At 66.9% G+C, this 18,608-nt stretch carries 25 protein-coding genes; 13 read left to right on the top strand and 12 right to left on the bottom strand.

Annotated elements, in window-relative coordinates; translation table 11 throughout:
* Complete coding sequence (locus AAEX57_RS11535) at positions 1-315, top strand: hypothetical protein (protein WP_342092279.1); 315 nt, start codon at positions 1-3, stop codon at positions 313-315.
* Positions 316-549: 234 nt separating this feature from the next.
* On the opposite strand, the gene AAEX57_RS11530 is transcribed toward AAEX57_RS11535, so the two are convergent.
* From AAEX57_RS11530 to AAEX57_RS11505, 6 genes are all read right to left on the bottom strand, one after another.
* Positions 550-1,560 carry an SRPBCC family protein gene (locus tag AAEX57_RS11530; RefSeq protein WP_342092278.1) on the bottom strand — a complete coding sequence of 337 codons (1,011 nt, stop codon included), beginning with the start codon at positions 1,558-1,560 and terminating at the stop codon, positions 550-552.
* Complete coding sequence (locus tag AAEX57_RS11525) at positions 1,557-1,802, bottom strand: RNA polymerase subunit sigma-70 (RefSeq protein ID WP_446721141.1); 246 nt, start codon at positions 1,800-1,802, stop codon at positions 1,557-1,559. The genes AAEX57_RS11530 and AAEX57_RS11525 overlap by 4 nt, the downstream gene beginning before the upstream one ends.
* Positions 1,803-2,310: 508 nt before the next feature.
* Positions 2,311-2,643: a GIY-YIG nuclease family protein gene (locus tag AAEX57_RS11520; protein WP_342092277.1), complete on the bottom strand. Its 333-nt coding sequence runs from the start codon at positions 2,641-2,643 to the stop codon at positions 2,311-2,313.
* Between the two features lie 146 nt (positions 2,644-2,789).
* Positions 2,790-2,945, bottom strand: coding sequence for a hypothetical protein (locus AAEX57_RS11515; RefSeq protein WP_342092276.1), 156 nt, complete (start codon positions 2,943-2,945; stop codon positions 2,790-2,792).
* A 183-nt stretch (positions 2,946-3,128) separates the two neighbouring features.
* Positions 3,129-3,527, bottom strand: coding sequence for a DUF6176 family protein (locus tag AAEX57_RS11510; protein WP_342092275.1), 399 nt, complete (start codon positions 3,525-3,527; stop codon positions 3,129-3,131).
* Between the two features lie 77 nt (positions 3,528-3,604).
* Positions 3,605-3,967 carry a hypothetical protein gene (locus tag AAEX57_RS11505; protein ID WP_342097786.1) on the bottom strand — a complete coding sequence of 121 codons (363 nt, stop codon included), beginning with the start codon at positions 3,965-3,967 and terminating at the stop codon, positions 3,605-3,607.
* Between the two features lie 526 nt (positions 3,968-4,493).
* On the opposite strand from AAEX57_RS11505, the gene AAEX57_RS11500 reads away from it, so the two are divergent.
* The 7 genes from AAEX57_RS11500 to AAEX57_RS11470 all read left to right on the top strand — a co-directional run bounded on the left by AAEX57_RS11500 (position 4,494) and on the right by AAEX57_RS11470 (position 10,233).
* Positions 4,494-5,276 carry a sensor histidine kinase gene (locus AAEX57_RS11500; protein WP_342092273.1) on the top strand — a complete coding sequence of 261 codons (783 nt, stop codon included), beginning with the start codon at positions 4,494-4,496 and terminating at the stop codon, positions 5,274-5,276.
* Positions 5,273-5,926 (top strand): response regulator transcription factor, encoded by a 654-nt coding sequence (locus AAEX57_RS11495; protein ID WP_342092272.1) that lies wholly within the window; start codon positions 5,273-5,275, stop codon positions 5,924-5,926. The genes AAEX57_RS11500 and AAEX57_RS11495 overlap by 4 nt, the downstream gene beginning before the upstream one ends.
* Positions 5,927-6,002: 76 nt before the next feature.
* Positions 6,003-6,707, top strand: a complete 705-nt coding sequence (locus AAEX57_RS11490) for an ATP-binding cassette domain-containing protein (protein WP_342092271.1) — start codon at positions 6,003-6,005, stop codon at positions 6,705-6,707.
* Complete coding sequence (locus AAEX57_RS11485; RefSeq protein WP_342092270.1) at positions 6,704-8,191, top strand: hypothetical protein; 1,488 nt, start codon at positions 6,704-6,706, stop codon at positions 8,189-8,191. The genes AAEX57_RS11490 and AAEX57_RS11485 overlap by 4 nt, the downstream gene beginning before the upstream one ends.
* The gene (locus tag AAEX57_RS11480) at positions 8,188-8,691 is read left to right on the top strand and encodes a DUF6578 domain-containing protein (protein WP_342092269.1); all 504 of its coding nucleotides are present in this window, start codon (positions 8,188-8,190) and stop codon (positions 8,689-8,691) included. The genes AAEX57_RS11485 and AAEX57_RS11480 overlap by 4 nt, the downstream gene beginning before the upstream one ends.
* Positions 8,692-8,761: 70 nt before the next feature.
* The gene (locus AAEX57_RS11475) at positions 8,762-9,664 is read left to right on the top strand and encodes a tyrosine-type recombinase/integrase (protein WP_342092268.1); all 903 of its coding nucleotides are present in this window, start codon (positions 8,762-8,764) and stop codon (positions 9,662-9,664) included.
* Between the two features lie 146 nt (positions 9,665-9,810).
* Positions 9,811-10,233 carry a hypothetical protein gene (locus AAEX57_RS11470; RefSeq protein WP_342092267.1) on the top strand — a complete coding sequence of 141 codons (423 nt, stop codon included), beginning with the start codon at positions 9,811-9,813 and terminating at the stop codon, positions 10,231-10,233.
* A gap of 315 nt (positions 10,234-10,548) precedes the next feature.
* Here the strand turns inward: AAEX57_RS11470 and AAEX57_RS11465 are convergent, their stop codons facing one another.
* The 4 genes from AAEX57_RS11465 to AAEX57_RS11450 are packed head-to-tail and all read right to left on the bottom strand — an operon-like array spanning position 10,549 to position 11,878.
* Positions 10,549-10,941, bottom strand: coding sequence for a type II toxin-antitoxin system VapC family toxin (locus AAEX57_RS11465; protein WP_342092266.1), 393 nt, complete (start codon positions 10,939-10,941; stop codon positions 10,549-10,551).
* Positions 10,938-11,165: a FitA-like ribbon-helix-helix domain-containing protein gene (locus tag AAEX57_RS11460; protein ID WP_342092265.1), complete on the bottom strand. Its 228-nt coding sequence runs from the start codon at positions 11,163-11,165 to the stop codon at positions 10,938-10,940. Before AAEX57_RS11460 ends, AAEX57_RS11465 begins: the two co-directional genes overlap by 4 nt.
* 54 nt (positions 11,166-11,219) lie before the next feature.
* A complete protein-coding gene (locus AAEX57_RS11455; RefSeq protein ID WP_342092264.1) occupies positions 11,220-11,645 on the bottom strand; it encodes an O-methyltransferase in 426 nt (141 codons plus the stop codon).
* Positions 11,642-11,878 (bottom strand): hypothetical protein, encoded by a 237-nt coding sequence (locus AAEX57_RS11450; protein ID WP_342092263.1) that lies wholly within the window; start codon positions 11,876-11,878, stop codon positions 11,642-11,644. The genes AAEX57_RS11455 and AAEX57_RS11450 overlap by 4 nt, the downstream gene beginning before the upstream one ends.
* Positions 11,879-11,974: 96 nt before the next feature.
* On the opposite strand from AAEX57_RS11450, the gene AAEX57_RS11445 reads away from it, so the two are divergent.
* Positions 11,975-12,301, top strand: coding sequence for a HEAT repeat domain-containing protein (locus tag AAEX57_RS11445; protein ID WP_342092262.1), 327 nt, complete (start codon positions 11,975-11,977; stop codon positions 12,299-12,301).
* Here AAEX57_RS11445 and AAEX57_RS11440 read toward each other — a convergent pair.
* Positions 12,252-13,997, bottom strand: coding sequence for a DUF4241 domain-containing protein (locus tag AAEX57_RS11440; RefSeq protein WP_342092261.1), 1,746 nt, complete (start codon positions 13,995-13,997; stop codon positions 12,252-12,254). The two genes, AAEX57_RS11445 and AAEX57_RS11440, sit on opposite strands and share 50 nt — an antisense overlap.
* Positions 13,998-14,180: 183 nt before the next feature.
* Between AAEX57_RS11440 and AAEX57_RS11435 the strand changes: the two genes are divergently transcribed.
* The 4 genes from AAEX57_RS11435 (at position 14,181) to AAEX57_RS11420 (ending at position 18,017) form a co-directional block, all read left to right on the top strand.
* Positions 14,181-15,224, top strand: a complete 1,044-nt coding sequence (locus tag AAEX57_RS11435) for a LacI family DNA-binding transcriptional regulator (protein WP_342092260.1) — start codon at positions 14,181-14,183, stop codon at positions 15,222-15,224.
* Positions 15,221-16,528: an MATE family efflux transporter gene (locus tag AAEX57_RS11430; protein ID WP_342092259.1), complete on the top strand. Its 1,308-nt coding sequence runs from the start codon at positions 15,221-15,223 to the stop codon at positions 16,526-16,528. The genes AAEX57_RS11435 and AAEX57_RS11430 overlap by 4 nt, the downstream gene beginning before the upstream one ends.
* A 233-nt stretch (positions 16,529-16,761) precedes the next feature.
* On the top strand, positions 16,762-17,205 hold the full coding sequence (locus AAEX57_RS11425) for a cupin domain-containing protein (protein WP_342092258.1): 444 nt from the start codon (positions 16,762-16,764) through the stop codon (positions 17,203-17,205).
* A 23-nt stretch (positions 17,206-17,228) separates the two neighbouring features.
* Positions 17,229-18,017, top strand: a complete 789-nt coding sequence (locus AAEX57_RS11420; RefSeq protein WP_342092257.1) for a thioesterase family protein — start codon at positions 17,229-17,231, stop codon at positions 18,015-18,017.
* On the opposite strand, the gene AAEX57_RS11415 is transcribed toward AAEX57_RS11420, so the two are convergent.
* The gene (locus AAEX57_RS11415; protein ID WP_342092256.1) at positions 18,018-18,596 is read right to left on the bottom strand and encodes a DNA-3-methyladenine glycosylase; all 579 of its coding nucleotides are present in this window, start codon (positions 18,594-18,596) and stop codon (positions 18,018-18,020) included.
* Positions 18,597-18,608: the final 12 nt, after the last annotated feature.

Genomic DNA, 18,608 nt, shown 5'->3' with positions numbered 1-18,608 from the left:
ATGGACTCGGATGTGCCTCGCGAGGAGTTCCGCGCGGCTTTGGAAGCACGCAAGGAACTAGGACCCGACATGGAGGATGCGGTCGTCGACTCGTTCGTCGCGAAGGTCGAGAGTGCCCTTGAGAAGCGGCAGCAGGCCGATCCGCCGGCTCCGGATCAACCGAAGTCCCTGGCATTGGCGATCGTCTCGGTTGTCATGGGAGCAAGCATGCTGCCTGTGGGGATGGAGAGCACAAGGGGCGCTCTAATGCTCGCGATGGTCTGGATGGGGATCATCGTGGTCAATGTGCTCTTCAACGGGCGCGGACGGAAGTAGCAGGTTCACCTTCGCTGTGGCAGGCGCCTCGAGAAGCACGCACATGCCGCTAGTCGAGGCGTCGGCAAGGTTGCTCTAGGGCCTCGAGGGATCCCAACCCGTAGGTTCTCTCGGGGTTTCACTTTGAACGGCGTCCCCGCCGGGGGCCGTTGTTCAAAGCACGGAGCGGGCCGGTGTGCGATCTTCGCTGCATCTCGACATGTGGGTTCCGGCGAAGCCGATGCAGCGAGGTGGTCAGCTTTGTGCTCCGCGGAAGACCCTGCTGATGCCAGTGGCGACCTGGTTGGTCTGAAGCCACACGATGTACCGATGGAAGGGGATAGTGACGGCCGCACGCAGCCCCAGTCGCGGTGCCCGCGCCGCCTGGAGGTTCTGCCAGGAGAAGGCCACCTTTGCCTGGGTGCCGCCCTCAGCAGGGGCAAGTTCGATGCGGATGATGCGCGTGTTCGACCCCGGGGCGTCAGGCAGAGCGAAGCGCCACTCGACCGTGGTCGGGGGTACGAGCTCGTGCAGCTCGACGTGCAACCTCCGGAGCTCCGGCTTCACCTTGAGTGGCGTACCATCGGCGCGTTGCATCACGGCGGCGGCCACCCACGACGCACCGGTGCGCACCTCGGAGCCTGCAGCGTCCTCGACCTGGCCGATCCACGGCTCCCATTCTGGTAGCCGCTTCGGGTCGGCAACCAACGCCCACACATCACCGATCGACGCAGGAACGAACACCTCCTGCGTACGAGACAGGCTCCCTAACCTTGGAGCGCATGCGGGTGCCTTCTCTTCCGAGCGCTCAGCCTCATCCAATCGGGCAAGCACCTCCCGGGAGGAGGTACCCAGACGGTGGAGTAGCTCGTCAATGAATCCGGAGGGTTCACCCACCAACTGACGAAGGACGTCGGCGGCGTCACCCTTCCCACGCTCACGAGCGAGGGTGAGGACCGCCCAAGCCCGCTCGCTCCAGTCGTAGCCGCCGGTCTGGTGGAAGACGATGGGTCCGGGCTCGGGAGACTCGACAGTGACGCCGAGTGAGGCGATGTTGTGCTCGTGCAAGGCTTCGACGGCGTCACGCGCCGTATCCAAGGTGATGCCCAGGTCACGGAGCACCTTCCCCGCGACCTGTTCGCTTACCGTCAGGGCCGTGAAGAGGTGGTCGATGTCCGCCTCGCGTTGCCCGTAGCGGGAAGCCTCCTCCATGGCGACGACCGAGAGGTTCTGGACCGTGGCCAGGGCGTCGGTGTACTTGCTCATTTGTTCCTCCTGGGAACCGGAATGGTCGGGTCGATCTTCTTCGAGTACTTCTTGTGCACCGCTTGGCGGCTCACCCCGAGGGCGTCTGCGATGTCCTGCCACGACATGCCGGCGCGCAAACCTGCCTCGACCTGAGCCAACTCCAATTGGTCGGAAAGCCGTCGGAGTGATGCCACGGCGCGTAGTCCTGTGCGTGGATCGCTGGTGTCGGCAGCAACTCCGGCGAGCTGTGATGACTTCATGATGTCAACTTACATTGCTAAGGGGCTGCAGGCAGCCAAAGTTGCCAAAACCGGGCTCTTCTCGTGCAGCTCTGATGCGGTGAAGTGCGACTCCGAGTGTGGGCGTGCCGGTATCCGTTGGTGGTCTAAGGCTCAGTGGAGGGCGACAATCAAGTCATGGTGTCTTGGAGCTCGGAATTGGCTGACTGTTCGAAGCGTCTCGCTGCAGCCTGTGGGGAGCAGGGGCTGTCCTGCCGCTCGGCCCGTCACGTCAAGGGCCTGTGGGTTGCCGAGGGGGTTGACGTTTTCGATGACTGGACCGAGGTCCTCGAGGTTCAGCGCAAGCGTCGTCCATGGGCCCAACGATGGACTCAGGTTCAGACAGTGGAGCAAGGGTCTGCCGTGAGCTTGGTTGACAACTGGCTTGTGGCATTACGCCCTGACGTTTGGGGCAGCCCGGCAATCGCCGCTGCGATGACCACGGAACGGCACCCCGGAACAGGCGCTACCGACTCAGTGACCTCTGGAGCTAGTTCTCGTTCATGCGAAATTCGACGCTGCGCAGTGCCCGCTTGAAGTGGGATTCGGCTGCGAGGATCTCCAGGGCCGACGTGGCCGGCCCAAAGACCCGCAGCAGGCTGAACTGGTACCGCTGCGGATGCTGCTTGTCGAGCTTGGCCAACTCCTGCATCGCGACATTGCCGCCATGCCCGTCCGCCGCGTAGGCCACCCACCGCCCCAACGCACCGTCCGCACCGTCAGCCTTGCCGACATACTGCCTCCCGTCCCGGGTTTCGGTGATCAGGTAGATGGCCTCCACCGACGACAACGCGACCCGCCAGTCCGCATAGCGGGGCTCCACGACGATCTGCTGCAGACCACCTCGAACTGAGCGGCCAACGACCCAGACTTCGCCCAGTTCACCGCATCCTTCGACCACTCGATCACCAACTGGCCCTGCAAGGCCGACACAAGATCACTGGGGACTAGGTCGAAGACCCGCTGGTTCTATTCCGTATCGATGCTGAGCAGGCCGCGGTTCTCGTACACGTACGCCAGACGGCACTGGCGCCCGCCCTCGGCCATGAAAATGAACCACCACCGCGGCGGCACCGTCGGGATCTTGCTGTGCTTGACCTCCTGCACCTTGGTGAAGTCCAACACCACTTGCCGCGTGGCCAGCGCCGGGGAGACCAACCCACCGGGCCGATAGGTGGGTGATTTTGCCGATGACAGCCGTAGGTGGCGGGCCCTGTCGGCTTGGGGCAGGTCTACCGCAACTCGCTCGGCGCAAGGCTGCGGCGAGCTTCCAACCAAGCCGAAATGCCGTCTGCTGACTCAACCCTCCTAGCTGGATCGCCCTGTCCTGCCCCACGTGGTCATCGCTTGCATGACGTGGGTGGGGGCCAGCAGGAACATGGGTTCGAGGGGTTCCCAACCCTTCTCCTTGACCTGCATCGCATAGTCGAGATGATCAGCATCGAGCTGGGAGTCAACGTCCAGCGGTTCTCCGTCCACACCGGTCAACCCGACGTGATAGATCCACGTTTGCCCGTCCACCTCGGTGTGCAGGAACCACGCCTCGAACGCGGACCGCTCCCCTGCCAGAGTTTCGACGCACTCGTCGTAGCGGGAATTGAGCATTTGCATCCACTCCCGGGCCAGCATCTCTTTCCCCTTCAAGACCCGGGCACGCGCCAGTTCCAGGCGCAAGTCCCGCGGCACAGATGGAGGCATGTCACTCATGAGCTCATCATCTCAAGACACACACTGTCGTCTGCGTAGGGCGTCTCGCTCTTCTGCCGCTGGCAGGGAGCCGTTAATCAGTCGTGCTGACCTGTGCGGAGCAGATCCAGGCTTACACCACCGCTGTGGGGCCTGTGTTGCTCTATCGCGAAGGCGTAGCAGTAGCCGGCAGGGACTTTTTCGCGGGCGAACCGGAAGACCTTCAGGACGTCGCCGCCAAAGAACCGATAGGTTCGTGCCTTGTCCCAGCGCGAGGGTTCGTCGGCCCACCCTGTGTCCGCCTGCCCGGGTGCGAAGCCGACCCGGTAGATCGGATGAGTCTCGACGCTCACCACGGGCGGGGTCCCCGGAACGTATTCCAGTCCGCCCAGCGCCTGTGGATCGTCCACAGGGTCGGAGTGTGGGGTTGGCCAGTGCTCAGATTCGGGTGAGGACTCCATGTGTCCGAGACTAGGACTCCGCTCCGCTTGCTGGAGTGCGCTTGCCTGGGTTCGTGACAGTCCCGAGCTGACGGCGAACCGTCGCTTGCCGGTTGGCTGGGTCCTGCCGGGGTCGGATGAGTGAAGGCCTGTCGTCGTCTAGCTTTGCGGTGTGAAGCAACCTCCGTCGTTGGATCTGGCCCTGGCGGCAGCCGCCGTGGCGGTGACCGTCCTCGAAGGTTGGGCTCTGCTGCCCATGTATGGCCCGACCTGGTTTGTACTTGCCTACGTGGCCACGTGCCTGGGTTTGTCCGTCACGGTGGCTCTTCGAAGGGTGTTTCGCCGTTCGATGTTCTGCCTCTCGTATGCCTTGCTGGCAGTGATGGGCGTGGTGGTCTGGGCCGCACCGGTGAATCTGGGGGTGAGTCCTCTGATCGTGTGTGCGCCGTTGTCGCTGGCGGTGGTGGCTCGGTGGGAGCCGCCCGCATGGGGTGCTGCGGCGTTGCTCCTGGGACTGTTAGGCGTCTTGATCGCCCCAACTCATCGGATGCCGGCGCCCTCTCACGGACTGGATGCGGTGTCGGTGCTGGTGATGGCCGGTACCTATGTCTGGTTCACGGGCCGCCGCCGGGTGGCGCTGGACTACGACCGTCGACTGGCGGAGCAACGTGAGGTGATGGTGGTGGAGGCTGCTGCCGCTCAGGATCGCGCCCGTGCCGAGGAGCGTTCTCGGATCGCGCGGGAGTTGCATGACGTGGTGGCCCACAGCTTGACCGTCGTCAATGTGCAGGCTGCGACGGCGCTGGCGCTGGGGGATCCGGCCGGAGGACGAGCAGCGCTGGCGACGATCCGTGACGTGAGCCGGCAAGCACTGGCCGAAACGCGGTCGGTGGTACACATGCTGCGGACCACCGAGACGATGGACGTCTCCGGGGAACTGCGCACCATCGGGGAGGTGGTCGACCAGGTCCGCGCAGCAGGAGTGCAGGTCGCGTGCGACCTGCCCGATGCGGCCCTGCTGGACCGGTGGCAACAGCAGTGGCCGGTCGCCACCCGGTTGGCGGTGGTTCGCCTCGTCCAAGAGTCCATGACGAATGTGCTGCGCCACGGCGGGAAGCAAGCCAGAATCACGCTGGGCGCCGACACCTCCCACATCACGCTGCGGGTCACCAACGACCTGCGCCCCGATGCGGCCCCGCACCCGCCCGGATTCGGGCTGGCGGGAATGCGGGAACGGGTCGACCTGCTGGGCGGCAGCTTCGCAGCCGGGCCGGTGGGCAAGGTCTTCGAGGTGAAGGCCACCATCCCCTTGGAGAAGGAGGTCCGATGATCCGGGTGAGTGTGGTCGACGACCAGCCGCTGCTCGTCGCGGCCTTCCGGGCTCTGATCGACGCGCAGCCCGACCTGACGGTCATCGGTGTCGGTGCGAACGGCCAGGACGCCATCACGCTCGCGCAAGCCGGTGGCGTGGACGTGTTGCTGCTCGACATCCGCATGCCCGCTCTGGACGGCGTGGCTGCCACCCGGCAGATCACGGTCCTGCCCGATCCGCCCCGGGTCTTGATCCTGACCACCTTCAATGTTGACGACCTGGTGGTGAGTGCGCTGGCATCCGGGGCGCGAGGTTTCCTGCTCAAGGATGCCGAGCCTGCCACCCTGTTGGACGCGATTCGTCGCGTGCACCGCGGCGAGGGCGTGATCGACCCACAGGCAGTCCCCCACGTGCTGCAGGCCTTCGACCACCCCGAGCACCCGCTAGGACCGCCGGTACGGGTCCCCGGGGCCGAGGACCTCACGGCCCGCGAGCGGGACGTGCTGGACCTGATCGCGCGCGGCGCCACCAACCAGGAGATCGCGGCCAGCCTGTTCATCGGGGAAACCACCGTGAAGACCCACGTCGGGAACCTGCTGATGAAGCTGCAGGCCCGCGACCGGGTAGCGCTGGTGCTGCTGGGTCTGACCCTTGGTCTCGGTGGCTGACTCCTACCGTGGGAGGAGGGCCACAACCCTTCCGTGACAGGAGGTTTCACCGCCCACGAGTCGAAAGACTCGAACCATGAACGAAACTCCTTGGGTCGGCTGTGTGGGCCTGACCAAGTCCTTCGGATCCCAGCAGGTGCTGCGAGGCCTTGACATGCGCGTCCGGCCCGGACGGGTGTACGCCCTGCTGGGGCGCAACGGCGCTGGCAAGTCCACCACCCTGAAGATCATGCTCGGCCTGCTGAAGGCCGACGCCGGACAGACCTTCGTGTTCGGTGAACCTTTCACCCGACCCGCCCTGGCCCGGGTGGGCGCGTCCATCGACGGACCAGCCATCTACCCTCACCTGTCGGCACGCGACAACCTGCGGGTGCACGCGCTGCTCTCCGGCGCCAGCCCGAAACAGGTTGACATCACGCTGGCCCAGGTGGGCCTGGCCCAGACCGGCAACAAGCGCGCCAAGAGCTTCTCCACCGGCATGAAGGGCCGCCTTGCACTGGCCATCGCGCTGCTCACCCAGCCCGACCTCCTGGTGCTCGACGAGCCGCAGAACGGCCTGGACCCCGAGGGCATCGTGGAGCTGCGCCGCAGCCTGCGCGACTACGCCGCCAGCGGCCGTACCGTGATCATCAGCTCCCACCAGCTGGGCGAGGTGACCCAACTGGCCGACGACATCGGGGTGATGAACCACGGCGCCATGGTCTACGAAGGCCCCCTCGAGGGCTTCGCTCACGGCGACCTCGAGGATGCCTTCCTCGCCGCCACCCAGGAGCAGGCATGACCAGCCCGTCGCTTGGTGCGGTGCTGCGGGCCGAGGTCCTGCGCTCCAAGCACACCGCCACCCGCATCTACGTCCTCGCCGGACTGTTCCTGACCGCTGAGGCGGCGTTCTCGTGGAAGGCCATCGCCACCCGCGCCCTGACCGGATGGGAGCAGCTGATCCCGCATGTCGTGCTCTACGCCACCGGCCTGTGCTGGCCCCTGGCCGCCCTCATCGTGGCCCTCACCGTGCACCGTGAGGCCGATGCCCGGGAAGGTGGCACACTGTGGCGGCCCGTCGACCCCCGCACCACGCGAAGCACACGCGCCGTCGTGCTGGGCGCCGCCCTGGTCGGGTTCGTGGTGTTGTTCGTGATGGGGCTGCTGCTGGTCGGAGCATTGTTCGGCTTGCCCCACCCGCCGGTCGGCCGCTTCGCGATGCTCGCCCTGTCCCTGTCCTGCCAAGCGCTGCTCGCCGGCGCCTGTGCCTACCTGCTGGCACCGCTGTTGGGGGTCATCGCCACCACCATCCTCGCCCTGGTCGTCCAGATCGTCGCCACCATCGACGCCGAATCCGCCACATGGGGGCTCAAGCCCTGGTCCTGGCCGCTACGCGCCGCACTGCCCTACCTGGGCACCCACGCAAACGGCGTTGGCCTCGAACCGGATTCCCCGCTGCGGACCATGAGCCCCATCGCACCACTGGTCGGCACGATCGTGCTGGTGGTTCTCGTCACCGCCGCGGCCGTCCGCTGGCCGCTGCACCGCCCCCGGATCACTCGACGTCACTCTGCGCGGCGCGATGCCGTGGTGCATGCCACCCCAGCCACACCGCTGGCGCTCACCTTCACCCAACCGTCGAGACCCGCCCATCCGGTGCGGGCCGCGGCGCTCACGCTCACTCGGCGCGGTGTCGCTGCCCTCACTGTCGCGGCCTGTCTTTCGGTGCTGCTCGTGACTTGGTCGTGGCGCCAGCAGAGCTATCTGACTGGTTTCAGCAGCTGGCTTTTGATCCCCTTGGGCACCGCGATCCTCGCCACGATCAGCTGGGCAGCACTCGAGCCGGCGCTGCGCATCACCGCACTGCGTCGCCGTCCTGAAGCCCTGGCACGCGACGTGCTGCTGGTCGACTCGATCGTCCTGCTGCTGGTCACCGCCAGCATCGCCCTCTGCGCCCAGAGCCTCGGCATCAGCAGCCCGGCGCGCTTTGTGGCGCTGAGCCTGATCGTCGGGGAGGCGAACCTGCTCGTCTGCCTGGCACTCACCGCTCGGTGGGGAACCGGTGCCAGCATCGGTACCACCCTCGTACTCATGGTCACCGGGGCGCTGTTCGGTGGACAGCCCGAACTCGCCCGCACCACCGTGTGGGTCGTCGCGCCCTACGGATACCCCCTCAACGCCACCTCCGCCGGCCGCCTCACGACGGTGATCGCTGTCCTGGCCATCACCCTCACCCTGTCCTGGATCGCTTGGACCCGCACCTTGCGTCGCCGCGCAGCCCAATGACCACCGACCTCACACCCACCGACGATGGCCCGCGCCGCCGCCAAGAGCGCCACTCGATGACACACACCACCTCCGGAACAGCACTCATCTGGATCGACCTGTGGGAGTACCAATGCTGTGGCACACCCCTCCACGCTGGGGACGTCGCCGACCTCACCGTCTCCCATCTCGCGGAAGCCGACCACTGGCAGACGGCAACGGGAGAGCCCATCACCCTGAGCGCCGGCCACCACAATCGGCCACCGGACAGCTGGCATATCCGCGTGCATGTCGATGACCTGTGGGAAGCCCGAGCAACAGGTGAGAACCACCTCCGACCCGAGCCCTTGTGCCTCAAGCCCATCCGCGTCATGAAGCCCTGGGACGAGGACTGGCAACCAGCCGCTCAGGATGGAGAGCCCGCTGGCTGGATCATGCGAGCAACCATCCTGGGCGAGCTGCCCCCGCGCCCCAACAATCTCCCCTACGGCAATAACCCCAGGCCCCATACAAGCGAATGACCCAGTAGTCAACCCCAGCAGAGACCACCCGTTGCTCCCGCCGGACCACACGAGACAAGCGGGCACACCGATGAGCATCCCGATCCCACTGTTCGACTCCACCGACCCGATCGTGCGGGCCGTCGCCGCGCACCTGGCTCGCTACAAGGGACTCACCCGCTCCCACACCGAGTCCGACCTGCGCATCTGGTTGCGCTGGTGCGCCGAACACCGCCTCGACCCACTGAAGGCCGAACGCGCGCACATCGAGCTCTACGTGCGCTGGATGCAGGAAGTCCGCGGGTTCAAGGCCTCAACGATCTCCCGGCGGCTGTCTGTGGTGATCGGCTTCTACCGCACCTGCGCCATCGACGGCATCATCCCCACCTCGCCAGCCGAGCACGTCAGGCGCCCGAACGTGCCACCCGAGTCACCCACCCTGGGCCTGTCCCACCTGCAGTTCGAGGCCATGCTCACCACCGCCAAGGCCTCCACGAACATCAACGACTTCGCCTTGGTCGCCATGCTCGGCCTGTTGGGCCTACGCATCTTCGAGGCCTGTGGAGCGAACATCGAAGACCTGGGCGAGGAGCACGGACATCGCGTCCTTCGGGTGCGGGGCAAGGGCGGCAAGGTCGTCCAGACCCCACTCCCACCAGCCGTGCAGCGAGCTATCGAGCGCGCCGTCGACGGCCGCATGTCGGGCCCGATCCTGCGCTGCACACGCGGAACCCGGATGGACCGTCACTCCGCCACCCGACGCCTCCGCGCTCTTGCGAAAGCGGCGGGTGTAACGACGGCGCGGATGCATCCGCACATGCTGCGCCACACCTTCGTCACCACCATGCTCGACGCCGGTGTCGACCTCCGGGACGTGCAGATCGCCGCCCGACACGCCGACCCTAGGACGACGATGCGCTACGACCGCGCCCGCAACAACCTCGACCGGCACCCCAACTACATCCTCGCCGCCTACATGGCCTCCGGAACCTGACCGCAAGACGCACTACTTTGCCGCGTCCAGCGCGTTGTGGACGCCCCCCTTCGGAGGCCGCCCACTACTCGTGATTATCAGCTGACCAACGTCACGCAGGTGAGACACTTGAGTCAGGTACGACTCCCCGCCTAGGAGGTTCCACCATGACCGATTCGCTCCACATCCGTGTCGAGCCGTACCTGATCCAGGGTTCGGGAGATCTCCTGCTCCGGGTTAGCCCCGAACTCACAGACGAACTGCTGGCTGCGCTGCAAGCCGGAGGCTACGAACACTCCTTGGCGGCGGAGTTCTCCAGCGGTGTCGTGGACACTCTCATCCACGTAGGCGGAGTCAGCGGAGTCATGGGTGGGGTCGTCGGCAGTCTCAAGGGTCTCGAGGCGATCATCGTGACGATCATCAAGCGGCACGACGGCACGAAGGTTTCGTTCGAGGTGGGTGGTATCAAGGCCAGCGCCGAGGGTGGGCCGCTCCACGAGCTTGAGGAAGCCGTGACGCGGCTCATCGACAAGGGCAGGGAAGTCCAAGAGCTGTCCAACGAGGACAGCCCCAAGGAACTCGACGACTGATCCAGATGATGCCCGGTCAGTCCTTCGGCGGCAGGGGGAGGCGCCTGGCCTGCTTCTCACCGCCCGGGCTGGCGCGGTGGCGCAGGATCACCTGCGGACTGCCACCTCCCCAGCCCGTACCGGCGAGAATCACGAGGACATACGTCCTGTTCTGCCGCTGGTCGAGCTGTAGGCAATGTTGCCCTGTGCGGTCCCTGGCAGCCCGAACCGCAGGTTCTCTCAGCCTTCTACTTTGTACGACCGCCTCTCCGAGGGCCCAACGTTCAAAGTCGTGAGCGGGGCGTCGTGCAAAGTTCGCTGCATCTCGACAGCAGATCAAGTCGTACGAGACATCAACCTGATGTCGGCGCGGTGACCGCTCGTCCGTAGCTTGCGGTCGCATGTCACCACGGGTGCCCTCAACGCCTCGGCCAGCGCGAGGTACGAGGCGTCATACGAGGTGAATTGGTGACGCAGTTCCCAGATCCTGCCGCCCAAGGGCTCGAGATCGTAACGTTCGATGCCGAACGACCAGTAGTCGTCCAGCGCCTGCTTCGCTCGTTCTGGGGGGATGGCGCGACCCAGTTCGAGACCTCGCAGCACGGACATCACCTCGACATCGAGAAGGTGCGGAGCATGAAGGTCTCCCTCCAGCAGGCCCAAGAGCTCATCGGATGGTGCGGCCCCGACCAGCGCCTCCACCATGGCCGACGCATCGAGCACGATCACCGACGCGCCGCCTGGACCTCGTCGACGATGCGCTGGGTGGACACGCCCGCGCTGCGATCTCGTGTGCGGAGCCGGGCGGCGACCTCGGCATTGCTGGGCCGGGCCGCAAGGGTGGCCAGCTGGGCATTCACGTAGGCGGACAGGGACTGTCCCTGTGCAGCAGCTCGTGTCTTCAACGTCTCGGCAACCGCTTCGGGAACCTCACGGATGTAGAGGGTTGTCATGATCAGAATGCTAGCACTTTGCAAGCGCTTCGGGCATGCCGTCAGACTGCACGGTCAGCCCTCGAAGGTGGCATGGACAGCCGTCCAGGCGACCAGGTCATCCAGATCATCCGCCGAGCCGCCCGAGCAGCGATCCTTGCTGACCAGCAACAACCCGGCACCCACCGGCACCAGACTGCTGCGGCAGCTTGGGGTCGCGTCCACCAGGGCCCGGAAGCCCGCCACCTGATCGGCGTGGGAGATGCAGTTGTCCACCACCAGCAGACCACCGAGCCCGAGAATCCGCCACAGATCGGGCCAGTAGGACACGTAGGCGGGTCGTTCGGCGTCGAGGAAGACCACTGGCCAGCCCTGCGTCTGCTCGCCGGCCAGCACCTGCCCGGCATCGGCGACGCGCTGCTCCACCACCTCCGCCAGCCCGGCCGCGGTGAGATTCCCCGAGGCCTCCTCGGCCCGTGCCGGATCATTCTCGACGGTCACACGTGACCGCCCGTACCCTCCAGCGCGTCGGCGATCCAGATGGTGGAGTAGCCGTTGGACGTCCCGAGCTCCAGAACCTTCATCGGGGCGATGCTGCGGATCAGCAGGTTCAGCAACTGGGCGCTGTCCGGCTCCAGGTTCCGGCGTCGGTCAAGCCGGTCCGGCTGACCGGCGTCGAAGTCCCGCCCCTCTCGCCACAGCCGTTCCAGCAGCTCTACTCGCGTCTGTTCCATCTGACGAGACTAACGATTCGCCGGGCTCAGACTGACGATTCGCCGCGCCCCAGAAGGGCTTGAACCTCACGTAACGTCAGGTGCTCGGCTGGGGCCATGGCCACCACCAAGCACCCCACGGACCAGTTGCTCGCCGCGCTCGCGAGCCCCTCGCCGGACGTCCGACTGCACGCCGCGATGGCGATCGGCACCACACCGGATGCCGCCCGCCTGCCGCGGCTGCTGGAGCGTTGCGCCGTCGAGCCGGACTTCTATGTCCGCGAGATGCTCACCTGGGCCATCATCCAGTTGCCGCGCGAGCTGACGGTGCCCGCGGCGCCAGCCCTGACCCATGGCCGGGGCCGGCGACGACGAGTGGCCCAGAGTCGGGCCGTCAGCCCTTCGAGTCCCGCCGCGAGACCCGTCCACCGTAGAGATGGGTGACCACGCAGAGTGCTGCAGCCAGGGCGCAGAGCCCCAGCGTCGCCAGCGGTGCGACGGGGCACAGGCCCGCGCCCACCACGAGGAGCACCTGAGCGACGGCCGTGGCCACCGATTGCGCCCGCAGGTCCGGGTACAGCCGGGCAAGGTGCTGCTTGACTGCCGCGCGTCGCTCTCCGAGCCCCCGCTCGGCAGCGCTCAGTCGCAGGCGATCGCGCGTCGTCACCACCAGCACCACCGCCAAGAAGCCCCACGCAATCCACGGCCAGGACAGGCTGAGCGGCACCACAACCAGCGCCCCCACCAGAGCCAGGACCAAGGCACGCATGCCCATCAGTTCGCGCCGGCTCTCCTCCACGTGCCAGACCACGGCGTCATGGGGATGCACCCCGTCCACCGTTGGCCAGCGCTCACCCAGTTCCTCGCGGAACTCCGGAAAGACAGTCAGCGGTTTCAGGGCAAGCCACGCAGGCAGCAAGGCCTGTCCGAGCAGCATCGCCGCCCATGCGCCGAGCTGTGGGCTCCACGGCAGCCGCCCCCAAGCGGCCAGGTGGAGCAGCGACGAGCCCACCAATGCCAACGGACCGTGCGCCCAGAGCGGGACATTGGTCCTGGTGCCATCCCGGCTCCCCAGCAGGATGCTCACCGCCATACCGGCCGCGCCACCGGCCAGCAGGTGCAGCAGCACCGGAACCGGCCAAAACACCTCCACCAGCAGGATCCCGCCCAGCAGGAAGATCCCGGCGAACCAGAGCATGGTGCAGACGGCGCCATCGTCCTCCTGCCCGTCGTCACCCCGACGGCGACGGCCCATGGCCACCATGACGCCCAGTGCGATCGGCGGCAGGAGCGCCGCCCAGGCGAAGACTCCGGGGGAACGGCCGTGGACGTGCTTCCAGAGCACCAGGCCGGGCAGGCAGACCAGGGCGAGGAGCAGGACGGCCCCGACGGCGCGGATGGTGGCTGACATGGGCGCCTTCGGCTCGTCCGCGGTGGTTGGTTGGGTCTGGTCCTCGTCGTCGAACTCATCGTCGACGTCGTCTTCATCCTCCAGCAGCTCCTTGGGCCGGGGGCCGTCGATGACCTCGAAGTCGAGGTGCACGGCGAGCAGGCGTCCGTTGGCGTCGAAGGCGCGCACGACGGCATAGCCACCATCCCCCCAGCCGGCGCCGGCGCCAACCACGCCTGCGCCGCGGACGTCGTCGATGAATCCGTCCACTGCAGAAACCGATGACTCGGAGAGCTCGAGCCAGCGTTCCGTGGCTTCCTCGTGGTCACGCTCCGACTCGTGGAGAGCCCGGAAGGTGCTGTGCTCCATCATGGCGGCCACCCCGGCATCCACCCCGACGGCCTGTACGTCCCCGTCCTCGTCGAGCAGCGTGCCCAGACTCGCCGTCGAGGTCCGGACCTCATCCAGGGGCGCCAGCAACAGACTGAGTGCGGAATTGCGGCAATGACTGCCGTCCTGCCCCTCGGAAACGTCGGCCACGGTGACGTAGACCTCGTGCTCCCCCGCGGGGATCTCCAGCTCCACCTGCGAATCCATCGTGTAGGGGTCTACGCAGGCCAGCCACCCATTGCGCAGCTCGAGTGTGCCCATGAATTCGGTGCGCAGCCGTGCCGGTCCGTCGTCGCCAAGCAGACGGGCGGGGCCTTCACCCAGCGCCCAGATGGGGCTGCCCGATGTCGGTGTGGTCATGGAACTCCTGTCTGATGCGGACCACGCAGGGTGCCCCGGGGCCGACCATCGACCCTAGTACGGCGCGGTTCCGCTGTTCGACAGGAGATAGGCCCCGAGGACCCCGATTGCCCACTTTAACGTTAAAGAACAGACTGGAGTGAGCGCCCGCACCGGGGCACAGAGCACTGCGGGGAGTCGATCATGGTGACGATGAAGGATGTGGCCCAGGTGATGGGAGTGTCCGTCATGACGGTCTCCAATGCCTTCAACCGCCCCCACCAACTGTCCCCTGACCTGCGCAAACGCATCCTGGAGAGGGCCGAGAGGATGGGCTACGGCGGCCCGAATGCGTCAGCCCGCCAGCTGCGCTCCGGGCGCACCCATGCCTTCGGCGTGATCTTCACCGCCGGCATCGAACATGCCCTCACTGATCCCTACTCGGTGACCTGGCTGGGAGGTCTGTCCTCCGTCCTGGAGCCCGCCGGAGCCAGCCTGCTGCTACTGGCGATTCCCGACGGTGACCTCGACCCGATCCGTCGGGCCAGCGTCGACGGCTTCGCAGGTGTCTGCGCCACCGGGCCCATGATGGAGGTTGCCAGGCGCCGTGGACTGCCCGTCGTGACCAGTGACCCGATGGAAGCGGACGGCTCATGGGTGGGCATCGACGACCGTCAGGCCGGTCTCGACATCACCGCCCACCTGCGCCACCTCGGACACCGGCGCATCACCATCGTCGCCGATGCCCCCGGCAGCCACGAGCTGAGGCTGCTCAGCACCGCGGACTACCGGGCAGGCCTGCAAGAACTGGATGACGAAGGGATCTACCCGGTGTGGGGACGCGACCAGGGCGTGCTCGACGGGCTGGACGGGCTGTCCGTCGACGTGGTCACCGTCCCGAGGAATACCCGCCACCATGGACAGCAGGCCGCTTCACGGGCGCTGGACCGTCCAGATCATCCCACCGCGGTGCTGTGCCTGAGCGACATGCTGGGCCTGGGCGTGCTCGACGAGCTGACCGAACGGGGCCTCACCCCCGGCCATGACGTCGCGGTGACCGGCTTCGACGACCTGCCGGACGCCTGCGCTGCGGGCCTGACCACCATCCGGCAGCCGATCCGTGAGAAGGGCCGGCTGCTGGGAGAGTTGCTGCTGCACCCGGACCGCAGCGATCGCCAGATCATCCTCCCCCACGAGCTGGTCGTGCGCTCCAGCACCGACCCCGCACCCGACGGGGTGATCCCGTGAGACGCGTCTTCGCGCTGGCAATCCCCATCTCCTTGCAGAGCCTGCTGATGGCGATGCTCTCCCTCACCGACCAACTGATGGTGGGTCAGCTCGGCAGCTCGGTAGTCGCCGCCACGGGGATCGGTGCCCAGCTCGGCATGCTGGTCACCGTCGTCGTCACCACTGTGGGGACCGCCTTCAGCGCCTATGCCGCGCAGTACCACGCCACCGGGCGCACCGAACAGTTCAAGGGGACTGTCCTGCTGGCGGCCGTCGCGGCCCTGACCCTCGCCCTGCCGGTGGCCCTGGTCGGCAGCCTCAACCCACAGGCCGCCATGAGCCCCTTCACCCATGACGCCCAGCTGGTCGACGTGGGTTCACCCTTCATCCGCTGTCTGACACTCTCCCTGCTGCCAGCCGCCCTCACCATCGTCTGCACGGCCGCCCTGCGCTCCATGGGTCACGTCCAGCTGCCGCTGTACGCCTCGCTGGCGGCAATCGCGGTGAACCTGGGCTTGGACTGGGTGTTGATCTTCGGGCAGTTCGGCGCACCACGGCTCGGCCTGCTCGGCGCCGGCATTGGCACGCTGTCCGCTCGGCTGCTGGAGCTCGGGCTGGTGATCGCCAGTCTGGTGCGCCTCGTCGGCGGCCATGAAGGCTGGACACTGCTGCCCCGCAAGACCAGCTGCGCCATCGCCGGGACAGCCGTACCGCAAGTGGCCACCGAACTGCTGTGGGTGTTCAGCGAGAACACCTACACCGGCGTCTACGGCCGGATCGGCACACAGTCACTGGCCGCGATGGCCCTCACCTATCCCCTGCAGAGCATGATCTTCGGGCTCACCGGTGGCCTGGCGGCAGCCGCCATCCCGATCCTGGGAGAACACCTGGGTCATCAGCGACGCGACGCCGCACTCGCCGACGCCCGGCTCCTGCTGCGGATGGGGATGGGTGGCGCGGTTCTCATCGGCGCGGGGCTGTTCGCCCTCGCACCCCGCTACGTCGGCCTCTACTCCGTCGATGGCGCGACGGCCATGCAGGCCACAGCAGTACTGCGGATCCTGGCGTTCTATCTGGTGGTGAAGGTGTCCAATCAGGTGATCTCGGGGGGCATCCTGCCGGCGGGTGGGGACAGCCGCTTCCAGCTGCTCAGCGAAAGCCTCGCCACGTGGCTCGTCGGCGTGCCCCTCGCCCTCGCCAGCGCCTTCCTTCTTCACCTGCCCTTGCCCTGGGTCTATGGGCTGCTCAGCCTGGAGGAGGTGGCGCGCTTCGTCATCGTGCGCCACCGCGTTGGATCCGGGAAGTGGATGCGGATCAGCGCGTGATTCCCCGTGGCCTCAACGCCTGGGCACAGACAATCCGGCAGCGACAAGGCCCCGACTCGCGGTTGGTACTGCGCCCGACGCCCTTCCCGAGCAGCCAGTACTTCTCGGCGAAGCAGTCTCGGCACCCCTGAAGGCATCGTGGGAGAGGGCTGCCCGTACCCCTCAGAACTCTGGAAAGCAGCGTCGCCATCGGTGGAGACTGGTGACACCGCAGTCATATCCGAGGAGAAGCCATGAAGTACGCAGACCGGGAGTCCTTCGAGCAGGCCAACATGTTCGGCACCGGCGCGCCGAACGATGCCTACACCCAGTACTTCATCGGGCAGTCCTTCCTGAACGGCCTCAACCAGCCCACCGACGAGGTTCCGCTCGGGCTTGCCAATGTCACCTTCGAGCCGTGCTGCCGCAACAACTGGCACAAGCACAACGCCAACTCCGGTGGCGGGCAGGTACTGATCTGCACCGCCGGCGAGGGCTGGTACCAGCTGGAGGGCCAGGAACCCATCGAGCTGAAGGAGGGGATGGTGATCGTCGTCCCGCCCAATGCCAAGCACTGGCACGGCGCCAAGGCCGACAGCTGGTTCAGCCACATCGCCTTCATCCTGCCCGGCACCGATCAGAACAACGAGTGGCTGGAGCCCGTGGACGACGAGTACTACGCCGCACTCAAGGGCTGAACCGACACGCGAGAATGGTCGACATGAACGAGCCCTTCGCCTACTTCGAGCGCGAGACCCACGACCGCTTCCGGCCCACCGAGCATGTAGGTGGCGCGTGGAAGACCGACGAGCAGCACATCGCGCCGGCGATGGGCCTGCTGGCGCACATGTTCGAGACCGACCATCGGGAGCGCCGCGGCGACGACGGCCTGGCGCTCTCCCGGGTCTGCTTCGACATCTTCGGGGTGCTGCCGATCGAGCCGGTGGACGTCTCGGTGGAGATGGTGCGCCCTGGTCGCTCGATCGAGCTGGTGGAGGCCCGGCTGGACCATGACGGCCGGACGGCGCTCACGGCGCGGGCCTGGTTTGCCAGCACGGCGGACACCTCCGCCCTGGCCGGTAGCAATTTGACAGCCATCCCGGGGGCCGACGACCTGCCGGCCTGGGAGATCGCCGACCGGTGGCCCGGTGGTTTCATCGACTCGCTGGAGGCCCGGCACCGACAGATCGAGCCCGGGCATGCCATCACCTGGATCCGTACCGACGCGCAGCTGGTGGCCGGGGAGCCGGTCAGCCCCACCGCGGAACTCTTCGCCTTGATCGACGTCGCGAATGGGCTGGCGCCGCGGGTCTCCCCCGATGAGGCGATCTTCCCAAATGTGGACCTGACCGCCCACCTCTTCCGCGAGCACCACGGCGAGTGGACCGGCTTCGACACCACGGTCCACTTCGGCCCGGCGGGCGTCGGATTGACCCACACCGTCCTGCACGACGATCGGGGCCCCTTCGGCACCGTGGCGCAGAGCCTCACCGTGCGGCCCCGCTCCTAGTCAGCGGGCCCAGGGCTTGGAGACCCAGGGATTGCCGCGCAGGTAGAAGCGTCGGGGCGCGTCGGCATTCCTGGTGATCCCCACCCGCGTGGTCACCACGATCTGGTCCGGCGCGACGCCAGCTGCGGGCACCAGTTGCAGCGGGGGCAGGGCAAGGTCATGGCCGCGCAGTGGCAGGGTGATCCCCAGGGCCTGACCCAGTTTCCCCGGGCCATTGGTGAGCTCCACCCCGGCGCGTCCGTGGCGCCGGCGCCGCATCTCGTCGAGGCCCTCCAGCGGTTCGGCCGCGCGCAGCAGCACCCCACAGCCGTAGCCCTCGTCCCCCACCACCACATTCATGCAGTGGTGCAGCCCGTGGATCAGGTAGACATAGGCGTGGCCGGCGGCCAGGAACATGGCGTCATTGCGAGCCGTGCGGCCGTGGTGGGAATGACTGGCGGGATCGTCCTGGTCATAGGCCTCGGTCTCGACGATCCGCACCCGCAGCCGATGCCCGTCCACCTCCCGGACCAGTTCGCAGCCCAGCAGGCGTCGCGCGGCCTGCTCGGCGTCGGCGGGCAACCAGCTCCAGTCCTGCATCCCGCCAGCCTA

This window comes from Luteococcus sp. H91, from assembly GCF_038433135.1.
Taxonomy (GTDB): domain Bacteria; phylum Actinomycetota; class Actinomycetes; order Propionibacteriales; family Propionibacteriaceae; genus Luteococcus.
The sequence above is the reverse complement of the archived record's forward strand: the minus strand, read 5'-3'. Positions and strand labels throughout refer to the sequence as shown.